Annotated in this window: 22 protein-coding genes; 5 read left to right on the top strand and 17 right to left on the bottom strand. The window is 42.0% G+C overall.

Annotation, left to right across the window (positions count from 1 at the left end):
- The first annotated feature begins 384 nt into the window (after positions 1–384).
- Positions 385–1,194, top strand: a complete 810-nt coding sequence (locus tag KUL49_RS14405; protein ID WP_131137743.1) for a hypothetical protein — start codon at positions 385–387, stop codon at positions 1,192–1,194.
- Positions 1,195–1,406: 212 nt separating this feature from the next.
- Here the strand turns inward: KUL49_RS14405 and KUL49_RS14410 are convergent, their stop codons facing one another.
- The 3 genes from KUL49_RS14410 to KUL49_RS14420 are packed head-to-tail and all read right to left on the bottom strand — an operon-like array spanning position 1,407 to position 5,680.
- Positions 1,407–2,861 (bottom strand): TolC family protein, encoded by a 1,455-nt coding sequence (locus KUL49_RS14410; protein WP_242633845.1) that lies wholly within the window; start codon positions 2,859–2,861, stop codon positions 1,407–1,409.
- Positions 2,855–3,907 (bottom strand): HlyD family secretion protein, encoded by a 1,053-nt coding sequence (locus KUL49_RS14415; RefSeq protein ID WP_131137744.1) that lies wholly within the window; start codon positions 3,905–3,907, stop codon positions 2,855–2,857. The genes KUL49_RS14410 and KUL49_RS14415 overlap by 7 nt, the downstream gene beginning before the upstream one ends.
- On the bottom strand, positions 3,908–5,680 hold the full coding sequence (locus KUL49_RS14420; protein ID WP_242633846.1) for an ABC transporter ATP-binding protein: 1,773 nt from the start codon (positions 5,678–5,680) through the stop codon (positions 3,908–3,910).
- Between the two features lie 215 nt (positions 5,681–5,895).
- Between KUL49_RS14420 and KUL49_RS14425 the strand changes: the two genes are divergently transcribed.
- Positions 5,896–6,786, top strand: coding sequence for a LysR family transcriptional regulator (locus tag KUL49_RS14425; protein WP_131137745.1), 891 nt, complete (start codon positions 5,896–5,898; stop codon positions 6,784–6,786).
- Positions 6,787–6,832: 46 nt separating this feature from the next.
- Here the strand turns inward: KUL49_RS14425 and KUL49_RS14430 are convergent, their stop codons facing one another.
- On the bottom strand, positions 6,833–7,507 hold the full coding sequence (locus KUL49_RS14430) for a YkgJ family cysteine cluster protein (RefSeq protein WP_131137746.1): 675 nt from the start codon (positions 7,505–7,507) through the stop codon (positions 6,833–6,835).
- 67 nt (positions 7,508–7,574) lie between these two features.
- Between KUL49_RS14430 and KUL49_RS21245 the strand changes: the two genes are divergently transcribed.
- Positions 7,575–7,706: a hypothetical protein gene (locus KUL49_RS21245; protein WP_258312656.1), complete on the top strand. Its 132-nt coding sequence runs from the start codon at positions 7,575–7,577 to the stop codon at positions 7,704–7,706.
- A 111-nt stretch (positions 7,707–7,817) separates the two neighbouring features.
- Here KUL49_RS21245 and KUL49_RS14435 read toward each other — a convergent pair whose 3' ends face one another.
- From KUL49_RS14435 to KUL49_RS14495, 13 genes are all read right to left on the bottom strand, one after another.
- The gene (locus KUL49_RS14435) at positions 7,818–9,005 is read right to left on the bottom strand and encodes a nucleotide sugar dehydrogenase (protein ID WP_131137747.1); all 1,188 of its coding nucleotides are present in this window, start codon (positions 9,003–9,005) and stop codon (positions 7,818–7,820) included.
- 300 nt (positions 9,006–9,305) lie between these two features.
- A complete protein-coding gene (gene rfbB, locus KUL49_RS14440) occupies positions 9,306–10,388 on the bottom strand; it encodes a dTDP-glucose 4,6-dehydratase (RefSeq protein WP_131137748.1) in 1,083 nt (360 codons plus the stop codon).
- Positions 10,389–10,425: 37 nt separating this feature from the next.
- Complete coding sequence (rfbD, locus tag KUL49_RS14445; protein ID WP_131137749.1) at positions 10,426–11,295, bottom strand: dTDP-4-dehydrorhamnose reductase; 870 nt, start codon at positions 11,293–11,295, stop codon at positions 10,426–10,428.
- Positions 11,296–11,353: 58 nt separating this feature from the next.
- Positions 11,354–11,899, bottom strand: coding sequence for a dTDP-4-dehydrorhamnose 3,5-epimerase (gene rfbC, locus KUL49_RS14450; RefSeq protein ID WP_131137750.1), 546 nt, complete (start codon positions 11,897–11,899; stop codon positions 11,354–11,356).
- Positions 11,900–11,974: 75 nt separating this feature from the next.
- Positions 11,975–12,862: a glucose-1-phosphate thymidylyltransferase RfbA gene (rfbA, locus tag KUL49_RS14455; RefSeq protein ID WP_131137751.1), complete on the bottom strand. Its 888-nt coding sequence runs from the start codon at positions 12,860–12,862 to the stop codon at positions 11,975–11,977.
- A 9-nt stretch (positions 12,863–12,871) separates the two neighbouring features.
- On the bottom strand, positions 12,872–13,609 hold the full coding sequence (locus KUL49_RS14460) for a sulfotransferase family 2 domain-containing protein (protein ID WP_131137752.1): 738 nt from the start codon (positions 13,607–13,609) through the stop codon (positions 12,872–12,874).
- A 169-nt stretch (positions 13,610–13,778) separates the two neighbouring features.
- Positions 13,779–14,984, bottom strand: coding sequence for a glycosyltransferase (locus tag KUL49_RS14465; protein WP_131137753.1), 1,206 nt, complete (start codon positions 14,982–14,984; stop codon positions 13,779–13,781).
- Between the two features lie 2 nt (positions 14,985–14,986).
- Positions 14,987–15,433 carry a hypothetical protein gene (locus tag KUL49_RS14470; protein ID WP_131137754.1) on the bottom strand — a complete coding sequence of 149 codons (447 nt, stop codon included), beginning with the start codon at positions 15,431–15,433 and terminating at the stop codon, positions 14,987–14,989.
- The gene (locus KUL49_RS14475) at positions 15,434–15,922 is read right to left on the bottom strand and encodes a GDP-mannose mannosyl hydrolase (RefSeq protein ID WP_131137755.1); all 489 of its coding nucleotides are present in this window, start codon (positions 15,920–15,922) and stop codon (positions 15,434–15,436) included.
- Between the two features lie 3 nt (positions 15,923–15,925).
- On the bottom strand, positions 15,926–16,885 hold the full coding sequence (locus KUL49_RS14480) for a GDP-L-fucose synthase (RefSeq protein WP_131137756.1): 960 nt from the start codon (positions 16,883–16,885) through the stop codon (positions 15,926–15,928).
- 9 nt (positions 16,886–16,894) lie between these two features.
- A complete protein-coding gene (locus KUL49_RS14485; protein WP_131137757.1) occupies positions 16,895–17,461 on the bottom strand; it encodes a hypothetical protein in 567 nt (188 codons plus the stop codon).
- Between the two features lie 235 nt (positions 17,462–17,696).
- Positions 17,697–17,987 (bottom strand): VCBS repeat-containing protein, encoded by a 291-nt coding sequence (locus tag KUL49_RS14490; protein WP_131137758.1) that lies wholly within the window; start codon positions 17,985–17,987, stop codon positions 17,697–17,699.
- Complete coding sequence (locus KUL49_RS14495; RefSeq protein WP_131137759.1) at positions 17,873–18,898, bottom strand: VCBS repeat-containing protein; 1,026 nt, start codon at positions 18,896–18,898, stop codon at positions 17,873–17,875. The genes KUL49_RS14490 and KUL49_RS14495 overlap by 115 nt, the downstream gene beginning before the upstream one ends.
- Before the next feature lie 81 nt (positions 18,899–18,979).
- On the opposite strand from KUL49_RS14495, the gene KUL49_RS14500 reads away from it, so the two are divergent.
- Together KUL49_RS14500 and tnpB are read left to right on the top strand one after the other, a co-directional pair.
- Positions 18,980–19,300 (top strand): hypothetical protein, encoded by a 321-nt coding sequence (locus tag KUL49_RS14500; protein ID WP_131137760.1) that lies wholly within the window; start codon positions 18,980–18,982, stop codon positions 19,298–19,300.
- Positions 19,297–19,647 carry an IS66 family insertion sequence element accessory protein TnpB gene (gene tnpB / locus KUL49_RS14505; protein ID WP_131137761.1) on the top strand — a complete coding sequence of 117 codons (351 nt, stop codon included), beginning with the start codon at positions 19,297–19,299 and terminating at the stop codon, positions 19,645–19,647. The genes KUL49_RS14500 and tnpB overlap by 4 nt, the downstream gene beginning before the upstream one ends.
- Positions 19,648–19,657: the final 10 nt, after the last annotated feature.

A 19,657-nucleotide genomic window follows, 5' to 3' on the forward strand; every position in this document is an offset into this window, starting at 1 on the left:
AGGCTTGCTGTTTTGCTTTTCCCCCCGAAGCGGATGCGCATTTTAGGGAAATGAGCGCTCACGTCAACACTTATTTTGAAAAAGTTGAAAAAACTGAACTAACCGTCTATTTTTCGCTCAAATGTGATAATTAGTAGACAATATGGACTAATTACTAATAGGATAGGAATTCAGATCCTATAAAGTAGTAGTTCTTAAAGTAGTATTTGATCCTGCCGTTATTATTAAAGTGCTTGGTATTAGTTGCTGATATTAAAGCCAGCGTAAAGGAATACGTATAAGAATGTATATAAGCGTCGATGTTTAGCGCTTTGCGTTTTTTATAAATGTATTAATACTGGTAGTGTCATAAATTGACTACGCGATAATTATAAAGGTGGGTTTATGTTACGAACTCTTTCATTGCTATCATCTGCAGTACTAGCCTCTCATGTTAGTTTTGTAGCAATGGCACAAGATGCGTCTTCTAGTGATTCCATTCAACCAAGCACTTCAAGTAATGTAGTCGCCGTTGATGAATCGAATCATTTTCAAACTGCCTTTTTAAAGCGTCAGGTTGAACAAACCATGTCTGTGGGTAGAGCTATTAGTTCAATAGCTGGTCATTACCCACAAGAGATCGTTTCTATTGTAGATATTGCTCTAGACACTTATCCCGACAAATACAGAGAAATCATTTTTGCTGCTATCTCTGCACAACCAGCTTCTACCGAAGAGATTGTTCAGCTGGCTATTGAGAAAGAAGTGAGTAGCTGCCCTAACATCGTACAGCTGGCTATTAAGGCAGAACCGACCTATGTTGATTTTGTAGTACAAGCAGCGGCGGTATCTACCCCTGAAGAATTAGATGAAATTGTACGCGTGGCCGTATTAACTCAACCCGATGCGGCAGACAGTATTGTACAAACATTATCTAAAGAGCATCCAAACAAGATTGTCGATATTATGACTAGCGCATTAAACGCTGTTCCTTTTGTTGGCGAGTATGTAGTAGACGCACTTCTAGCCGTATTTCCTAATGAAGCGGAAACGGTAGTTGAAACGGCCGTGAGAGAGTCGGCCCAGCAGCGTGAGCAAGTTATGCGTATTTTGAATACAGCACAACACGCCGGTGTATCTCAAGAAAAGCTAAGGGAATACGCGATGTCTGCCGGACTGGACGAGGATGACGTTAATAGTGCATTGGGCAATTAAGCCCTTAAGACTAGGTTTATAAAAAACGGCGTATTGAACTCAGTACGCCGTTTTTTAATGTCAGCTCATTAGTCACTTCGTTATTAGAAACTACCGAGGCTATTGTCTTTTAAACGCTAACATCCTTTTTGTACCTATTAACTTTTAAGTAGCTAACGACAAGCGGCACTTTCCATGTACTCTCTAACAACACTCGATGAGTGTAACAACCATCAACTATCGAATGAGTGCAGCATGGCCGCTTCTTTATAGAGCATTAATTCTGCTTTTAACAAATCCACCCTAGCTTTAATTTCTTTGATCTTCGCTTTAATCTCGTTTTGCGCTCGCGCGTTTAATACAAACATATCGCTATCACCTGCATCAAAGCGTGTTTTTTCCACTCTCGATAGGGTTTTCGCAAGTACCGCATTTTCGCTTTGCAGCGCCACAATATCTTTAGCTTGCGACCAATAAATAAAAGCTTGTTCGAATCGTTGAACGATAGCTTGCTGCGTTGATGTTAGCTTGTGTGCAAGCTCTCGTTGCTTTGACTGAAGTTGAGCGCGCTCTGCCTTCGCCTTCCTGTTGCCTAGCGGATAAGAGAACGACAAGCCTACTTTTGTTTCAGTGCCCTCAAGTGTTTCCGAGCCCGCCCCCACATCTCTAGCAATAGACGCGGTAAGATCAAGTTTTGGTAGTAATGCATTGTCAGCAAGCGCTACCTTATTTTGTACCACCTGCTGTTCCAACTTCATTACGTCTAATTCAGGGTGGTTACGCAGTGCATTGCGAAGTGAAACCAGTTGTCCGTTACCAACCCAGAAAGGCCAGCTTATTTCATTAGGCGGCTGCTCGCTGTTAATTGCTAGCATATCACCATTAGGTGAACGCCAGTAAAAAGATAGCATTTTTGCATGCATGTCTCGTTTTTGTTTAAGCTCGGCCAATGTTAAACGCTGCTGAAGTAGATTAGCTTTAAACTCGGTAAGAACAATACTGGCTAAGTCGCCCTTCTCTACTCGAGTGACCAGCGCTTTTTCACGCTCTGACGCTGTATTTAGTAACTCAGTAACGGCTTGAATTTGTAAAGCACTTTCATACCATGCAATGTATTCGCTGACGCCTTTGTAGACAAAGTCATTAATAAGGCTTGTCGCTAATGCCTGCCACTGGGATGTAGCCAGACCAGCGTTTCGCAACTCAGTTCTACGTTTATCGATCTCTCGATTTTGCAAAAGCGACATAGCAACGCCAACACTTGCCTCGCCAGCGGATAGCGTATCGTAACCCCCTTCATAGCTAGGAAAGTCGCCAGCGGCAATGCGATACTCGCCAAATACAGAAGCATTAAAATCCTCAATTGGGTTGGTGAAGCGCTGAGTGAGGTTTGTTCCATCGTAATAACCCGACACTCGACTCTTTGTTTTCTGCTCAATAAAGGGGTCGAAACTGCTTCTTGCTATTTCAAGTTCAGCGGCGGCCTGGTAGTTACCTTCATTAATTGCCAGCACATACGGGTGATAGTTCACCATACTATCAATCAGCACTTCGATGGTTGGCGCTAATCGAGCATTTTGGCTTTGCCCTTGATAGGTATTTTGCGTCTGCGCAGACAGGCCCGGAGTGCCGCTGCCTATATACATGGTTAGCGCAAGTGCAGTAAAAAACAATCTGCGCATTACCATATTGATGCTCCTGAGCCTTTCGCACCACCAGATGATGATTGCTGAGTCGGCAATGGAGGGAAGTTATTCAGCTGTCGCCACATTTCATAACCTAATCGAACTTCTTCTAGTAGCACCCACGCTTTTACTCGGCTTCCTAAACGGGCAGAGCTTTCAGCTGGCCATGGGATGTCTGCCTCGTCAGGCTTTATCCAAACGTTAAAATCGCCCGTTGCGTTTGCCACTGGCTCTACGTATACCACCTCACCGCCAAAGGTTCCTATTGCGCTTCCTGGCCACCCGCTAAATTGGAAAACGGGCCACCCATCAAACTGCAGGCGAGCTTTCGCGCCGGGTTTTACTAGTGGTGCATCCAACCCTCTTACCGTTACACGGACACTACGCTTGGCATCGGCAGGAATAAACTGACCTAAAATGTCGCCTGATTTTACGAAGGTAGACACGCCGCCCGATAGCAAGCGCACCACTGTGCCATCTACAGGCGCAAACTTAGTTTGGGTAGATTGGCGAGACAACGTCATACTTACTTCGTTGATTTCAGATACAGATGCTGCGGCTTTCGCCCTAAGTTCTTGTACTTTGATTTCAGCTTGTTCTACTTCTTTGCGTGATACCAAACCCTGCTCCTGCAGAGACTTTTGGCGCGCCAAGTTGTTTTCGGCATTTCTTACCGCGGTTTCATTAGCTTGATTTTTCAGGTTTGCTGCCGAAAGCTGAGACTGCAGCTTCTCAAGACGTTGAGCATCAATGTCGATTAGCGTAACAATAGGCTCACCTGCTTTTACCTGCTGCCCTTCCCTTACGTGCCATTGCTTTACTTGCCCATCGACAAGGGCATTAATGGGCTGGGTTCTGTCTTTAGGGTCGAGCGAGTCGACCATACCCGTTCCATAGGCAGTTTGGATCCAAGGGGTAAAGTACAGTATTAATCCGGCAGCCAGCACTAAGAAAATGATCACGCCGGTAATAACGCGATGTAGCTTAGGTACTTTCAAAGAAGGTAATGAAGTAATGTTGTCTAAAAAGCGACGTTCTGCGTTATTCACTTACTCACCCTCCTTATCATTTTTTACATCGTTTATTTGCGTGGCCGCCGTTTGATGATTAGTACTTACTGTATCTGTAGCATTGACACTTTCTTGTACGCTGACAATCGGCGATTCACCATTGGTATACTCATTTAACATGGCCGTTGCGTTGTCGTGTAAGTGCAAAACACCTTCGAAGCATTCTGGTATTGGCATATTGGTAAAATACATAACAGTAAAGTCGTATTTGCTTAAGCGCCTAAGTAGTCGTGCTCTTAGCTCAACAGGTATCGCATCAAAGTGCTGATTCAAAATAAGGAGTCTAGGCTTACCAACAATTGCGGCGGCAAGTTTAAGCAATAAAAACTCTAGAGGTTGTAAAGGCGCACCTAATACCGACACTTTGGTTTGCAAACCTTCAGGCAAGCTATCGATAACCTTCGTCATTTCTACTTCTTCAAGCGCTGCTCGAATATCAGCAATGGTAGCCTGTGGATGAGCTAGTTTTAGATAGCGCTCTATAGATACTTCAATAATTAAAGAGCGATCTAAAATAGTAACTGCTTGCCTAAGTTCATGGGTGTCGTAATCGTTTAGGCTAAGTTCACCTAATAATATATCGCCTGATTTAACACGGTCGTATTGTTTTAAGAGCCCAAGCAACTGCTTTTGAACCCAGCTTTTGTCTGTGGTAACAAAATATTTTGTGCCTGGTTCAAACACCACGTTGAGGTTGCAAGAATCATTGCCATGTTTTAATTCTACGTCGTTAAAAACGAGTTTAGACGATGCCGGTATGTGCTCTGAAGCATTTAGCTCTTCTTGAGGCATTGCCAAAGCACCACCCAGCTTTTCAGCTGCACCATACAGTTCATAATATAATTTAAGGTACTGAGTAAAACGCGACAAACCGAAGAATACGGCAGACATAACCAGTTCAGCCGCGACTAACTGACCAATAGACAATTCGCCTTGCACAACAAGTACACCACCAATACCTAACAATGACGCGCTTGCTACCGCATACATCAATAGGAACATAACCACCTGTGAAAAGGTGTAATGGAAGTGGCTTTTGTGTTTTTTAACATAGTTACTAATGTAACCTTCGGTACTACGGCCAGCATATTCCACATGATCGGCAGACTTAAAAAACTCATGGGCAATGGCAATGTCGTGCAGCCATTTCGCCGAATCATATTTAGCGTGAGAGAGTTCAATTGCGGTGCGCTTAGCGCCGCGGCCCCAAATTTTCCACACGGCGTACATGGTTAAGAGCAGTACTACATTAAATGCAAAAAGCGCGGGATGGTAAAAAGAAACCAATGTGAAACCCACCAGCATTTGCAGTACCAATGCAAAGCCATCAATCATTAATGAAGGTATGTTTTTTTGGAAGGTCATAATATCGAAATAACGCTGCGTAATGCTTACGTTTTGTCGGCCTTCGAAAAAACTATGCGGCGCTAGAATAGTTTTAAGCCCTAAGTCAGCGGTAAGACGCGCGTAAACCTTGCGCTCATAAAATTCCATCACGCGCATACGAAGAGCGCTGAAGACCCCTGATGTAAACAAAGTGAGAAACAGGATAACGGCCAGTATGACTACAGCTCGGGTAGAGCCAATATTGGCGATACTATTAATTAGCGTTTGTACCGCAATAGGTACTGCCAGTGTCATCAAACTGATTGCCACGCCGTAAGCAATAGCAACCCAAAAAAAGCCAGCCTCAGGTTTTAATAACGAAAAAAGTGTTTTTCGCGTTTTACGTAAATCTATTGGTTTAGCCATAGTTATGTCTTCAATATACCGCTAGCTTGAAAAATCGGTTATGCGTTGTTTACCGAACTTATGAAACAACACTTATAGTGTATTGTAATGGTTAGTTAGAATAAATCTGTTATATTCTTAATAGTTCATCGGAAATAGTTGTTATTATGAATAATGGAGTCAGAGTACTTTTTCTCACCCTCTATTATTTTAATAATCTAGCGTCTAGATAAAGTATGCATCATCTAAACTACCATCATCTATATTATTTTTATCTTGTCGCGCGCGAAGGCAGCATCGCCAAAGCGGCTAAATTACTCCACGTTACCCCTCAAACCGTAAGCGGGCAACTGAGTACATTTGAAAGTCAGCTTGGTTATTCGTTATTCGATAGAATAAACAAACGGCTGTACCTGAACGCACGAGGTAAAGTTAGTTATCAGTATGCCAGCGAAATATTTCATAAGGGTAACCAACTGGCTGAAATACTTAACAATAGCGATGAAGTGAATACGAAAGAATTCGTAATAGGTATTACAAATGGTATTCCAAAAGTGCTTTTTTACGATTTTGTGCACGATACCATGCGCAAATACTCGCAGGTGAAGTACGTCATTAAAGAAGATAGCTTTGACGGTTTATTAAAGGAACTCGCTATTAACGCTATCGACTTTATTGTTGCCGACAGAGGCATTGCGCCGGGAACACAGATTAGCGCCAACAGTTTTTTCTTGGGAGAAAGCTCGTTAAGCTTTTTCGCTAAATCCCCCTTGGGTGAAGGGTTACAATTCCCAGACTGTTTAAACCAAATGCCACTGCTTATTCAAGGTAACACCTCGGGAATACGCCACGCGCTCACAAGCTGGCTTGAGACAGAACAGCTTTACCCTAAAATTGTTGCTGAATTCGATGATACAGCGTTGCTGAAGTTATTCGGCAGCGAGGACTTCGGCGTATTCTGCGCACCTTCTGCTATTTCTAAACACGTAGAGGAACAGTATGGTGTGCACTGTATTGGTAACGCCAATACGCTTAACGAAAGATACTACGCCATTACCGGTAAAAGCCGTGCCGACTACACAATTAGTGAGGCAATAGTGGAATCGGCACGCGAAATTCTAGCGTAACGCTCTGAGTTATTGGGTCAGAGTACATTTTATGCTTTCTATTTGTCTAAGCAGCAACACCATCATCTGTATCTTGCGCATAAAAACTTAATGTCAGAATTTTTTCTAACACAAAACGTAATGCGTCATTGATAGGCATAAGCTTTTCACCCAATTCATAATCTAATTGTGCTAATTTTTGCCTACCTTCTGCGATCATTGGCGGCTTAGACTTTACAACGTGACTTGTACTGTTTGCAGCAATATCAACAACCAACGGATACTCAAACACATCAGAGCGCTGTGGCTGTATGGCGATAAGTGCAGCCGCATATTTTTCAGGTACGGCTTGCTTTATTGGTTTGCATACCGAAAGCGTTGCTTCGCCTGATTTTGTTTTGTAGCCTGCCGCACCAAACATACGGCAAATCCCCGGGCGGTATTCGTAAATTCCGCAATAACCTTCTGTACCGTCCAAACTCAAGCGTTGATATTGCTTGCATGCAAAACCGCTATAACTTTCAAGTTCATCGAATACTTGTTCGGCTTGCCCTATATCAAACAAATGCAATGCAAATGGCAACATCTCTAAAGGCGACACTTCAATATCGGGTTTATTACAACATGCGCCGCATCTCTCAACACAGTTTAACGACTGACTTGATTGATATGCGCTGAATTCTTCAGAAAGAGATTGGTAAACATCCATTACTTGGCTGGAAAGCTCACGCAGCCTATTCATAACGACTCCGCTAATAAAAGCAAACTAAAACGAAACGAAGTTCATACTGGGTAATATGGTAGGTAGCATGAACTCAACACCTTGTTTACTGGTTTTAGTAACCAGTGAACAGATAGTATTGGAGGAAGAAATGTACTCTGCCCCCAATATTTTAAAGCATGCTTCTTCCCCGCCGGGTGTGAATAAGCGTGAGGCTTAATGGCAGGGGTTGAATTGGTGCGGATTCTATTTTGAATTTTGGGATTTGGGAAGTTTTTTGTGGGGAGGATTGCGAAAAGACTGATGCTTTTCGCAATCTCAATTCATTTTGTTAGTCAGCGTTGAACAGGTCGCGGCTGTATACTTTATCGAGTACGTCTTCGATATCGCCCGTTACACGGTTGGCAACGATTACGTCAGAGATTTTCTTAAACTCTTCTAAGTCGTTTACTACGCGTGAATTAAAGAAATCTTCTTCCTTAAGCACTGGCTCGTAAACTACAACTTCAATACCTTTCGCCTTAATACGCTTCATGATGCCTTGAATCGCACTTGCACGGAAGTTATCAGAACCAGACTTCATGATAAGGCGATAGATGCCTACAATTTTCGGCTTACGGCTTACTATTGAATCGGCAATAAAATCTTTACGCGTACGGTTAGCATCTACAATGGCCTGTATCATGTTGTTCGGCACTTCACTGTAGTTCGCAAGTAACTGCTTAGTGTCTTTTGGTAGGCAGTAACCACCGTAGCCGAAGCTTGGGTTGTTATAATGCTTACCAATTCGAGGGTCTAAACCTACGCCTTCAATAATCTGTTTTGTATCTAAGCCGTTTCGTTCTGCATAGCTATCCAATTCATTAAAATAAGCCACACGCATTGCTAAGTAAGTGTTCGCGAAAAGCTTAATCGCTTCAGCTTCAGTGCTGTCGGTAAATAGCACGTCGATTTCTTCTTTAATTGCACCTTGTTGAAGTAGCTTAGCGAAAACTTCTGCTCGTTCGCTTTGCTCGCCCACAATAATACGGCTAGGGTAAAGGTTATCGTAAAGCGCTTTGCCTTCACGCAAGAACTCTGGCGAGAAGATAATATTGTCGGAACCGAAGCGGGCTTTTGCTTCTTTAGTAAACCCTACCGGCACGGTCGATTTTACAATCATCACAGCATTAGGATTAATTTCCATCACTGTTTTGATAACCGCCTCTACACTACCTGTATTGAAGTAGTTAGTTTGAGGGTCGTAATCTGTTGGTGTTGCAATAACAACATAATCGGCGTCTTTATACGCAACTTGTGCATCTAACGTAGCTTCAAGGTTTAGCTCTTTAGTTGTTAGATATTCAGTGATTTCTTTGTCTTCAATTGGAGACGTTTTGTTGTTAAGCATCTCAACTTTTTCCGGAACTAAGTCGACTGCCTTCACTTCATTGTGCTGCGCAAGTAGCACTGCATTTGAAAGCCCTACATAGCCTGTGCCTGCTACAGCTATTTTGTACTTAGCTAACGTACTTTCCATTTACTGTTTCTCCAATCCTACTAACTATCAACGATAGACGTAATTACTTAAATATTTTCACGTATATTGCCAGAGTTTTTTGAAAATCTCATGAACAATGCATCATAAAGGTGCTTATATTTGCATAGCACTTGCGACACGGTGCATTTGGCCTCAAACCACGATGTTCAGTATGAGGCGTTAGTGATTTATTTTGCTCTAGTTATAAATAAGCAACATACAGACCACCAAGAGTTTTGCATTCAAAAAAAAGCCCCAGCTAACAGAGTAAGCTGAGGCTATAAATGTAATAGAAGTCGATTAGCTACCCGTACCTAAACGCTCACCTTGATAACTGCCGTCAAGAACCGCTTTCCACCAGCCTTCATTCGCTAAATACCACTCTACGGTTTTACGAATACCGCTTTCGAAAGTTTCTTGCGGTTTCCATCCTAACTCGCGCTCAATTTTGCTTGCGTCGATTGCATAGCGCATATCGTGCCCTGGGCGGTCTTGTACGTAGGTAATTTGATCAGCGTATTTACTATCTTTTGGCTTAACTTCATCCAGAATTGAACAAATAGTTTGCACCACTTCAATGTTCTGCTTTTCGTTGTGGCCACCGATATTGTAGGTTTCACCAATTTCACCATTAAGCGCAACCACTACCAATGCCCGGGCATGGTCTTCAACATACAACCAATCACGAATTTGATTACCTTTGCCATACACAGGCAGCTGTTTTCCAGCTAGGGCATTTAGAATAACTAGTGGAATAAGCTTTTCCGGGAAATGGTACGGCCCGTAATTATTTGAGCAGTTAGTTACAAGGGTTGGCAACTTATAGGTGCGAAGCCACGAACGCACTAGCTGATCTGAACTTGCTTTACTTGCTGAGTATGGCGAGCTTGGTGCATATGGGGTTGTTTCCGTAAACAGTGGAAGCTCCGTTCCCGGCTCAACTTCATCGGGGTGAGGAAGGTCGCCATATACTTCATCGGTTGAAATATGGTGGAACTTAAACCCTGCTTTTTTATCGCCTTCAAGTGCTGACCAGTATGCTCTTGCTTGTTCAAGCAACGTGTATGTGCCCACAACGTTAGTTTGAATAAACTCACCTGGCCCATCAATCGAACGGTCTACATGAGACTCTGCCGCAAGGTGCATTATGATATCTGGCTGGTGCGTATTAAACACTCTCTTTACTTCTTCAGCATCACAAATATCAACTTGTTCAAAGCTATAGCGGTCGCTGCTTGAAACCGAAGTTAATGACTCTAAGTTACCCGCGTAGGTTAGCTTATCTAAATTAACCACTGTGTGGTCAGTGTCGTTTATAAGATGGCGAACTACTGCAGAACCAATAAAGCCCGCGCCACCTGTTACTAAAATTGTTTTACTCATTTTCTTTTTACCAAAAGTATAATCTTGTTCTTGTCACTTACGCTTTCAATTCGTCTAGCATGCTGGCTAATTGCTTACGCCAGTGCGTGGGCTTACACGCCGCAAACGCTTCTCGAGCAGATTGTTTATCTAGCACGCTGTAATGGGGGCGCTTAGCTGGCGTAGGGTACTGGCTAGATGGAATTGGCAATACTGGGATAGCGTTACCTATCAAGCCTTTCTCAACACCTAATTCTTGAATAGCTAGCGCAAAGTCGTACCAACTTGCTACGCCTTCATCAGTCCAGTGATACACGCCACTGGTTTTATTCAAAGCGGCAGTAACACAAACTTCAGCTAAACCTTTAGCCCATGTAGGCGTTCCAATTTGATCATCTATTACGCCCAACTGAGGTTTATCAGCCATCAAACGCAGCATGGTTTTCACGAAGTTATTACCATGAGACGAGTAAACCCAAGCTGTACGAATTAAACAGCTAGCATCTGGCAGTATTTCAAGCAGCGCTTTTTCGCCTTCTGCTTTTGATTTGCCATAAGCACCTTGCGGTTCAATGGTGTCGTCAGTTAAATAGGGTGAACCCTTGTGGCCGTTAAATACATAGTCAGTAGACACATGCACCATGAAGGCGCCGTTAGCATTGCAGAAGTTTGCTAAGTTTTTAACGGCAAGCGTATTAATAGCATTGCACGCCTCGGTATCTTCTTCTGCTTTATCAACAGCTGTGTAGGCCGATGCGTTTATTACAACTTCAGCCGATAAAGGCGATAGCGTTTCTTCAATATTTGAGGCGCTCGTAATATCAATATCATCACGCCCCAAAAACGTGACTTGATGCTCGCTATTTTCTAGTTCACGAGAAAGCTCAAAAGCTAGCTGGCCAGACTTACCTATAATTACAATATTCATTAATCGCTAATACCTAGTAAAACACCAATAAAAAGCAGTGAAAAAAAATCAATGACAATTAAAACGTAGGTGCGTTAACAAATGCCAAACCCGCCTCATCTTTACCTGATAAAGAAGGCTTCTCACCATTTACTAATGGCCAGTCGATATTCAATGTAGGGTCGTCGTACTTAACTGATATTTCAGATTCCGGGTGATAATAGTCTGTGCACTTATACACGAACTCAGCAGAATCACTGGTTACGTAAAAGCCGTGAGCAAAGCCCGCAGGTACCCATAACTGACGTTTGTTCTCTGCTGATAACGTTACCCCTACCCACTTACCGTATGTAGGTGAGTCTTTACGCATGTCTACGGCTACATCGTATACTTCACCGCTAACTACACGTACTAATTTGCCTTGGGTTTGCTCCATTTGATAATGAAGGCCGCGAAGGATACCTTGCCTAGATTTAGAGTGGTTATCCTGAACAAAATCTACATCTGCGCACTCTTTTTTGAACCAGTCGGTGCGAAAGGTTTCTAGAAAAAAACCTCGCTCGTCACCAAATACTTTAGGCTCGATGATTTTTATATCAGGGATGTCTGTTTTAATTACTTGCATTTACTTTCCGTACAAACTGGCAATTTAAAATAAGAAGAAAGGTGGCAATGCCACCTTTTAGAATTTGATATGAAGCTAGATCTTAACTCTATCGTTAATCACTTTAAGCAGGTAATCGCCATAACCACTCTTCTTTAGTGGTGCCGCAAGCTTTTCAAGCTGCTCAGCGTTGATATAGCCCATTCTATAGGCCACTTCTTCTGGGCAACATACTTTCAACCCTTGGCGTTTTTCGATAGCCGCAACGAAGTTTGCTGCATCAAGAAGTGAGTCTAGTGTGCCCGTATCAAGCCAAGCAGAGCCTCGGCCCATTAGCTCTACTTTCAAGCTGCCATCTTGAAGATATAAATTATTAAGGTCGGTAATTTCAAGTTCACCACGAGGGGATGGCTTAACTTCTTTAGCAAAATCGACTACGCGGTTGTCGTAGTAGTAAAGACCTGTTACGGCGTAGTTGGATTTAGGAGCAGTAGGCTTTTCTTCTATAGAAAGCGCGTTCCAATCATCATCAAACTCTACCACGCCGTAGCGTTCAGGGTCATTAACGTGATAACCAAACACCGTTGCACCATGTTCTTGCTTATACGCATTCTGCAAAGACAGTTTTAAGTCGTGGCCGTAATAAATATTATCACCAAGAACTAGAGAACAGCTATCGTTACCAATAAACTGCTCGCCTATAAGAAATGCCTGCGCCAAGCCATCTGGCGAAGGCTGAACCGCGTACTGAATATTCATTCCCAGCGCAGAGCCATCGCCAATGAGGTCAATAAATCGTTGTTGCTCTTCAGGCGTAGTGATAATGAGTACATCACGGATGCCCGACATCATTAACGTGGTTAACGGATAAAAAATCATCGGCTTGTCGTAAACAGGCATTAACTGCTTACTGACTACCTTAGTTAACGGGTGCAAACGTGTGCCAGATCCGCCAGCTAATATTATTCCTTTTCTCGTGCTCATTATCTCAACCTACTCGCTAAATTTTTGTTTTGCCAACTCATAAAGCTCAAAATCGTCTTGGTTATTTTGAACTAAAAATTCAAAGGCTTCTTCACCCAACTCTTCACGTATCTCTGCAATTTTCTCATCAATTGATTTAGAAGTATCACGTGACACGTTTTGAACTTTTGGAGCAATATTTATCCCTTCAAATCCTTCGTTAATCAGCCACGACTCAAGCTTTTCAAGTGACTCATTGAATTTCTCTACAAGGCCAACAAACGGTAGTTGCTCTACAGCCATCTTTGCCCTGTCAAGCTCTGAACCGTGCTCAGCCCCAAACATATAAGCGAAACGCTCTGTGTGAAAATTCTTACACTGTCTGTCATGTCCGAGAGCGATTCTCGATTCAATATATCCTTTAAGAGTAGTATTTCGCGCAAGAACTGCTCCGAAACCGTTACCACCTTGCTTCCGCTCGAACGAGTATGCGGAGGCTATTCGATCAATAGGATGACGGATAAATATAACAGGTAACAGTTTAAAGTAATCTACGCTCGGCACAGGTAACTGGGCAGTATGTGATGAAAAACATTTCGCAGATTTATTGTTCTCTATCCACCGCTTAACTAACTCTCTATTTTTTGCTGGGTTAGCTGGAAACTCTTCGGTTAACCATTCAGTACCTGCCTCAAAATTTTCTTTGAACGAGGCGTCTAACGAAGTGCCTGCATTTTTAAAAAGATGGAAGTGAAAAATAGCTTTCATAAACTTTTCCGATATATTGTCAAAATATTTAGCCAGTGAAAAAACAAAGCAAGAGACTTGTGACTAAATATTTAAGGTCATTAATTCAATGCCCTTCTTGATAAATTTTGATTGCTGTCTGTATTTAAGTATTCACTATTTCACAGCAATTTTAGCGTTATTTTGAACTTCAAAAGCGAGAAAGGAGCCATTCTGAGAAAGATCTACAAATGGCATTTTTATACTGTGTAGAGTTCAAATCTACTGAGCTTTCATCAATCTCCCATTCCTTTATAGCCCGTATCATACTGTCTATATCACCGTAGTCAAAGAAGTATGCACGTTCCTCCATAAAATTAGACTCTCTTTCCAACCAAGTTCCTTTCGAACATAAAAGATTACAATGACTTCGGCGTAAAACGTCCCAGAAAATCCCCGAAGTTTTATACTTGTACTTGTTCGGCATATACGAAGCGATAACCCCTTGAACACTATCAAATAGTAGTTCATATTGCTCAGTTGTTAGGGTACCAAATAATACGTCGAAGTTGTTAACCCGACTACCTAATCTACGAAGTTGAGATTCAGCGTGTTTATATTCTATACTTCCCGGCGAATTTGTATTCCAATGCAGTACAAAATCTACATTGGGAAAACTTTTACATAGGTGTTCCGAATTATTCAGTATGAAACTGGTTCCTTTGTCTTCTTTCACGCTGCCAACAAACAATAACAAACGCTTTCTGCCTTTTATTTCACGGCTGAATGGTTGTGAGGGTTGATAGTTTATTGCTGGATGAATAAGGAAGGAAGCACCAGTCAACGCTTCGTAACCAATTTTGTACTCATTACAGCTTGTAGCGAAAACTAGTTTTTCCGAAGGTAAACTACGTGCGAGAAAAGAAAGTGAAAGCTTATTTTTAATAAACCAGCTATAGCGCATAGCTTCATCCATAAACTTGGGAGAAGCTATTCCAGGGTCAAACATTCCACAGACTATTAGTTTTGGGATATGCAACTTTGGAATACAGCTTAAAAATTTTGCTAACCCTAGAAACAAATGACTGAAAGCAGTGTGAAGAACAATAACATCATTTTGATTAATATTATAACGCCGAAATAAATCGCTAAGTTCAGCCTGAAACTTTTCAGCGAGTTCGTTTTCTTTAAAAGCAGGTAAAGGTTCGAGGTTATTTGTGTAACAAGGCGTGGTGAAAAAGGGAATAATCTTCCCTTTTAAATTTTTCACAGAATTGCTTAGCTTTTTAGACGCAAGTACTGTAATCGTCTTACGGGTTGATGATGCATCGCCAATAAGCGTCTCAGCAACCGAGCCATGGTGAGAATCAAAATCCTCAAACCCAGGATCTAACAAAAAATAGCGAATACTAGCCATTTTTATCGACCGCTAATGGACTTAATAATTTCTGCCTTAGCTAAATCAATTTGTCGATGGATTTGGCCAGTCATTGCTACCATCAATTGTTTAGTCGTAATTGTAACGTTAAAAACATGAACCGGCTTATCATTAACATACATCACAATAACATTACTACCTGCCTCGAATGCCTGCCAATTAGGCTCAACGCTAAAACCACAACCCCCATTCCCTATTCCGGCTTTTTTAAGATCCTCTCTAAAAATAGAAGCTTGGGTTTGACAAATTATTGTGTTGTTTAGTTTGAACAAAACATGGCAAGGTTTAGCGTTTTCAAGATGATTTACATGTGCCCAACCTGAAAATTTAAAAATTGATAGCTCATCAATATGAAATGTCGCATAACCTTTTTCATATTTAACTCTACGCTTACGGTTCTTATATTTTTTATATAGTTTTGAAAGCAACTACAATTCCTCGCTCAATTCACTGCTTAGCACAGCATCCATATAGTCGGATGAATGTTTATGAATGCTTTTATCGCTTTTTACTTTCGATTTTTTACACCATTTATATTCATTGTGCTGATCGCCAATAGGCAATGCCAATCTGTTCTGATGAACCTTTAAATGATAGCCCGCTACAACGTAGTGTGTGGAAGGCTTTTCTCCCATCACACTATCATCATAGAAATGTTCATACATATCCAATAAACGTGCTTGGGATCGGCTAAATTCAAAGCCTAACTCATTCAGCGTTAACCGCAAGAATGCAGCGTCTAAGGTTTCGTTTTTTAATATTCGCCCCCCAGGAACAAACCAATAATCTTTTGCAGGGCGGTTTTTTCTTAAGCCGAAAAGTATTTCACCTTTTTCATTTTCTACTACTAAATCGATAGACACCAAAGGCGTTCTATCAATAACCTCGGTAAACGCTTGTTTGTTTAAAAAGGCCAAAACTTACCCTCTGAAGTTATCCTGATTTTCTAGAAACCAATTAAAAGCGTGCTGCAGACCACGTTCTAAATCATATGTGTGTTTCCAACCTAAATCGTGAAGTCTAGAAACATTCATCAACTTTCTGGGGGCGCCATCAGGCTTAGTGGTATCCCAAACGATATTGCCTTTAAAGCCTGTAACTTTTGCAACGGTTTCTACCAATTCACGAATGGTGCAGTCTTCACCAGTACCTACATTAATATGGCTGAGCATAGGTTGGGTATTGGCTTGATAAGTTTCGTCGTCAAGTTCCATTACGTGAATGCTCGCAGCTGCCATGTCATCTACATGTAAAAATTCTCGCATTGGCTTGCCGCTTCCCCACGCGACTACTTCGCTGTCTCCACGCAGTGCTGCTTCATAAAAACGACGAAGTAAAGCAGGTATTACATGAGAGTTCTCTGGGTGGAAGTTATCGTGAGGGCCATACAAATTTGTCGGCATTACTGAACGATAATCACGTCCATATTGGCGGTTATAGCTTTCGCATAGCTTAATTCCTGCAATCTTTGCTATTGCGTAAGGTTCGTTTGTTTCTTCTAACGTTCCTGTTAACAGCGCACTTTCAGTCATTGGCTGTTCGGCTAATTTAGGATAGATACAGCTAGAACCTAAAAATAGAAGCTTCTGAACATTGTTTGCATGTGCTGCATGAATGATATTTGCCTCTATCATTAAGTTTTCATAGATAAACTCTGCAGGATAGGTATTGTTTGCATGTATACCGCCAACTTTTGCAGCTGCCAAGTAAACTTCATCAATACTGTTGTCAGCAAAGAAACGGCTTACTTCTTTCTGGTCAGTAAGATCTAAATCAGCACGTGTTCTGGTGATAATTTCAATATTTTCTCTCTGCTCTAGGTTTCTAACAATAGCAGCACCAACCATCCCTCTGTGGCCAGCAACAAACACTTTTTTCATGATTTTCTCTCAAACAGATATTAATGTCTTAAATTTCAATGTTGGTCCATAATGGAGGAAGACTGGCAAGTCTTCTTCTATCATCAAACCGTCTAATTCTGGTGAACTAATCGAAAGAATCTCCTCTTTCGATAATGCAATGGAACGAATGAGTTCATTGCTCGGCTTAGTATTTTGCTGAACAGCGCTCAGCTCGCTATCAAACATTAGTTGGTCATACTCTGTCGGCATTTCAAACCCCATTTCTACATCTATATCTTCTAATGTCTGATCATCATCAATCCATGTTAACACTTGTTCTGGCTGACCTACTGTTTCAGTCTCTATTTTTCGCTCTTGTTTATTAGCTTTATATGCCGACGACAGACTAATGATATTATTAGAATTTGGTTTTGCTTTCGACATCTTGTCAATGTCACCAGAGTGGGAATGATTATTTGCGCTAGTGTACTCTGCCTGTTCTTCCTTACCGAGGCGAACGCTATCAACATTACTCTGTTCAGAAATGTCGTTATTCAACGCAAAAAGAGAAAATGCAATAGAAAGAACAACCGCTATGGCTAAAAACGTCTTCATAAATTATCCCTAATTTAAACTTGAATGCTTGATGGAAAAGCGGGTGTCGCCCAACTGACTTACTACTATACCAAAAGTTACTCCATATTACGGCTATAAAATACTATCCAGCTCTACTAGTTCATATTTTCGGAGTAAATAGAATATTAAGGCTAAATGTAAGCTATCGTAAGGGGCGGCACTGACTTCTAAGAACTAGTCAGGGCACTGTGAATATAGTGCCCTAGAGGAATAGCTAGTCTGCCATAAACCATGTACCACCGACTGGTTTTACGACACCTGCAGCGATACGATTAGTGTTATCCATGATATGGACAATATTGCGACCGCCAAACGACTCGTTTCGCCACAAGAAGTCAACTTTACCATCTCCATTAAAGTCTTCTACTTTGGCTAACGACCACGCAGTGCCTACTTGCGGCAACAATTTCTGTTCTCTAATGACTCCGTTTGCCATGTAATAGACACTATTTCTACCATCTTGAACGTTGCGCCAAATAAGATCTTCAGTACCGTCACCGTCCATGTCTCCTGTTCCAGCAAGTATCCATTGGCTAGGGCCCCATAAGATAAGATGGCTTCGTTAAAGTTGCTTTCCCCGCTTTCTAAGCTCCATACTTTTAAGGTTTGGCCATCTCGAAGGATAAGTTCTTTAACTCTATCACCATTAAAATCTCCAATACCTTCAATGACCACATTCCCAATACTGTTAGACCAAAAATTACGTCTACTAGCTCCGTCCATGAACCAAATTGCTAATTGGTTGGTGCTTAGCCTACGCCATACTATGTCGTCTTTGCCGTCACCATTTAAGTCTCCAATAGCTTCTATTTTGAAGTCACTATCTAAACGTGCTATTACGGGGCTGGACAAGATATCGAAACCATTCATTAGATAGAGTCTGTTATAACCACCGTGTGAACTGGGGTTTCTCCAAAATAAATCCGTTTTTCCGTCTCCGTCGAAATCACCAAGGTTAAGCTGCCAATCTTCTCCTTGTACAACATTAATAGGGCGAGACTGAAGAACATCTTCACCATTCATTGTCCAAAGAAAATTCCAGCCTCGAACATCGCTAGCATTACGCCATACAATATCAGCGCGGCCGTCACCATCTACGTCGGCCCTTACAGGTAATTCAGAGTTATCACCTATACCATCACCGTCTGTATCGGCCCATTCAGAGCTATCTGTTGGAAAAGCATCGTTGAGGTCGTTAACACCGTCATAATCAGTGTCTGCATTTACCGGCGAGGTACCTAAGTTTTCTTCCTCTTCATCGGTTAAGCCATCGTTATCGTTGTCTGTATCTACAGCATTAGCGATACCATCCCCGTCGAAGTCTTCGATGTTAGAAGACAAATCCACGCCAACATTGAACATATTAAACAGGGTTTGATCGACGTTAGAATTGTAAGTGGAGTATGCAATTTTCACATCGTGTCCGTCCGATAACCCCCACGTTCAATTCATAAGTCAGCTACGGCATGGTGTTCTTTTTTGCTAAGGAGAATGACCATGCAGCAACATCAACCAAGAGACATCCAAGACTGGCTCAATCTATTTGAACAACAAAAGCAAAGTGGACTCACCGCGGTGGAGTTTTGTCGCCAACAGCAAATTAATGTTCAAACTTATTACACTAGACGGCGAGATATTCGGTTACAGCGAACAAGCAGCAAGTTCGTTCAGGTGAAACGTGAAGTCACGAAGGTTGAATCCTACACCGAAGCAACGGGTGGAGAACTTCTCCTGCAACTTGGAAATGCTCAACTTACCGTGCCAACAACGATTAATCCTCACTGGGTTGCTACTGTGATAAAGGCATTGGTCGAATGAAGATGTTCGTTGAGCCTGCCGATATCTATCTGTACATGGATATTGTCGACTTCCGCAAATCGATTAACGGCTTAATTGTCGTGGTTGAGCAGGATATGGACCTTAATCCGTTTCGCGATGCACTGTTCATCTTCTGTAACAAAAAGCGCGATAAGGTCAAAATACTCTATTGGGATAAAACGGGCTTCGCACTCTTGTATAAACGCCTCGAAAAACATCGCTTTAAATGGCCTGTCGATGCGAACTTAAAACAGATGCATATGAGTGAACAGCAGCTACAATGGCTGTTATCGGGCTACGATGTCGTAGGGCATCAGCCGTTGCACTACAACGCATCCGGCTTATAACCTGTGATCA

Origin of the sequence: Alteromonas sp. KUL17 (assembly GCF_006538305.1) — a bacterium.
In the GTDB taxonomy this organism is placed as follows: Bacteria; Pseudomonadota; Gammaproteobacteria; order Enterobacterales; family Alteromonadaceae; genus Alteromonas; species Alteromonas macleodii.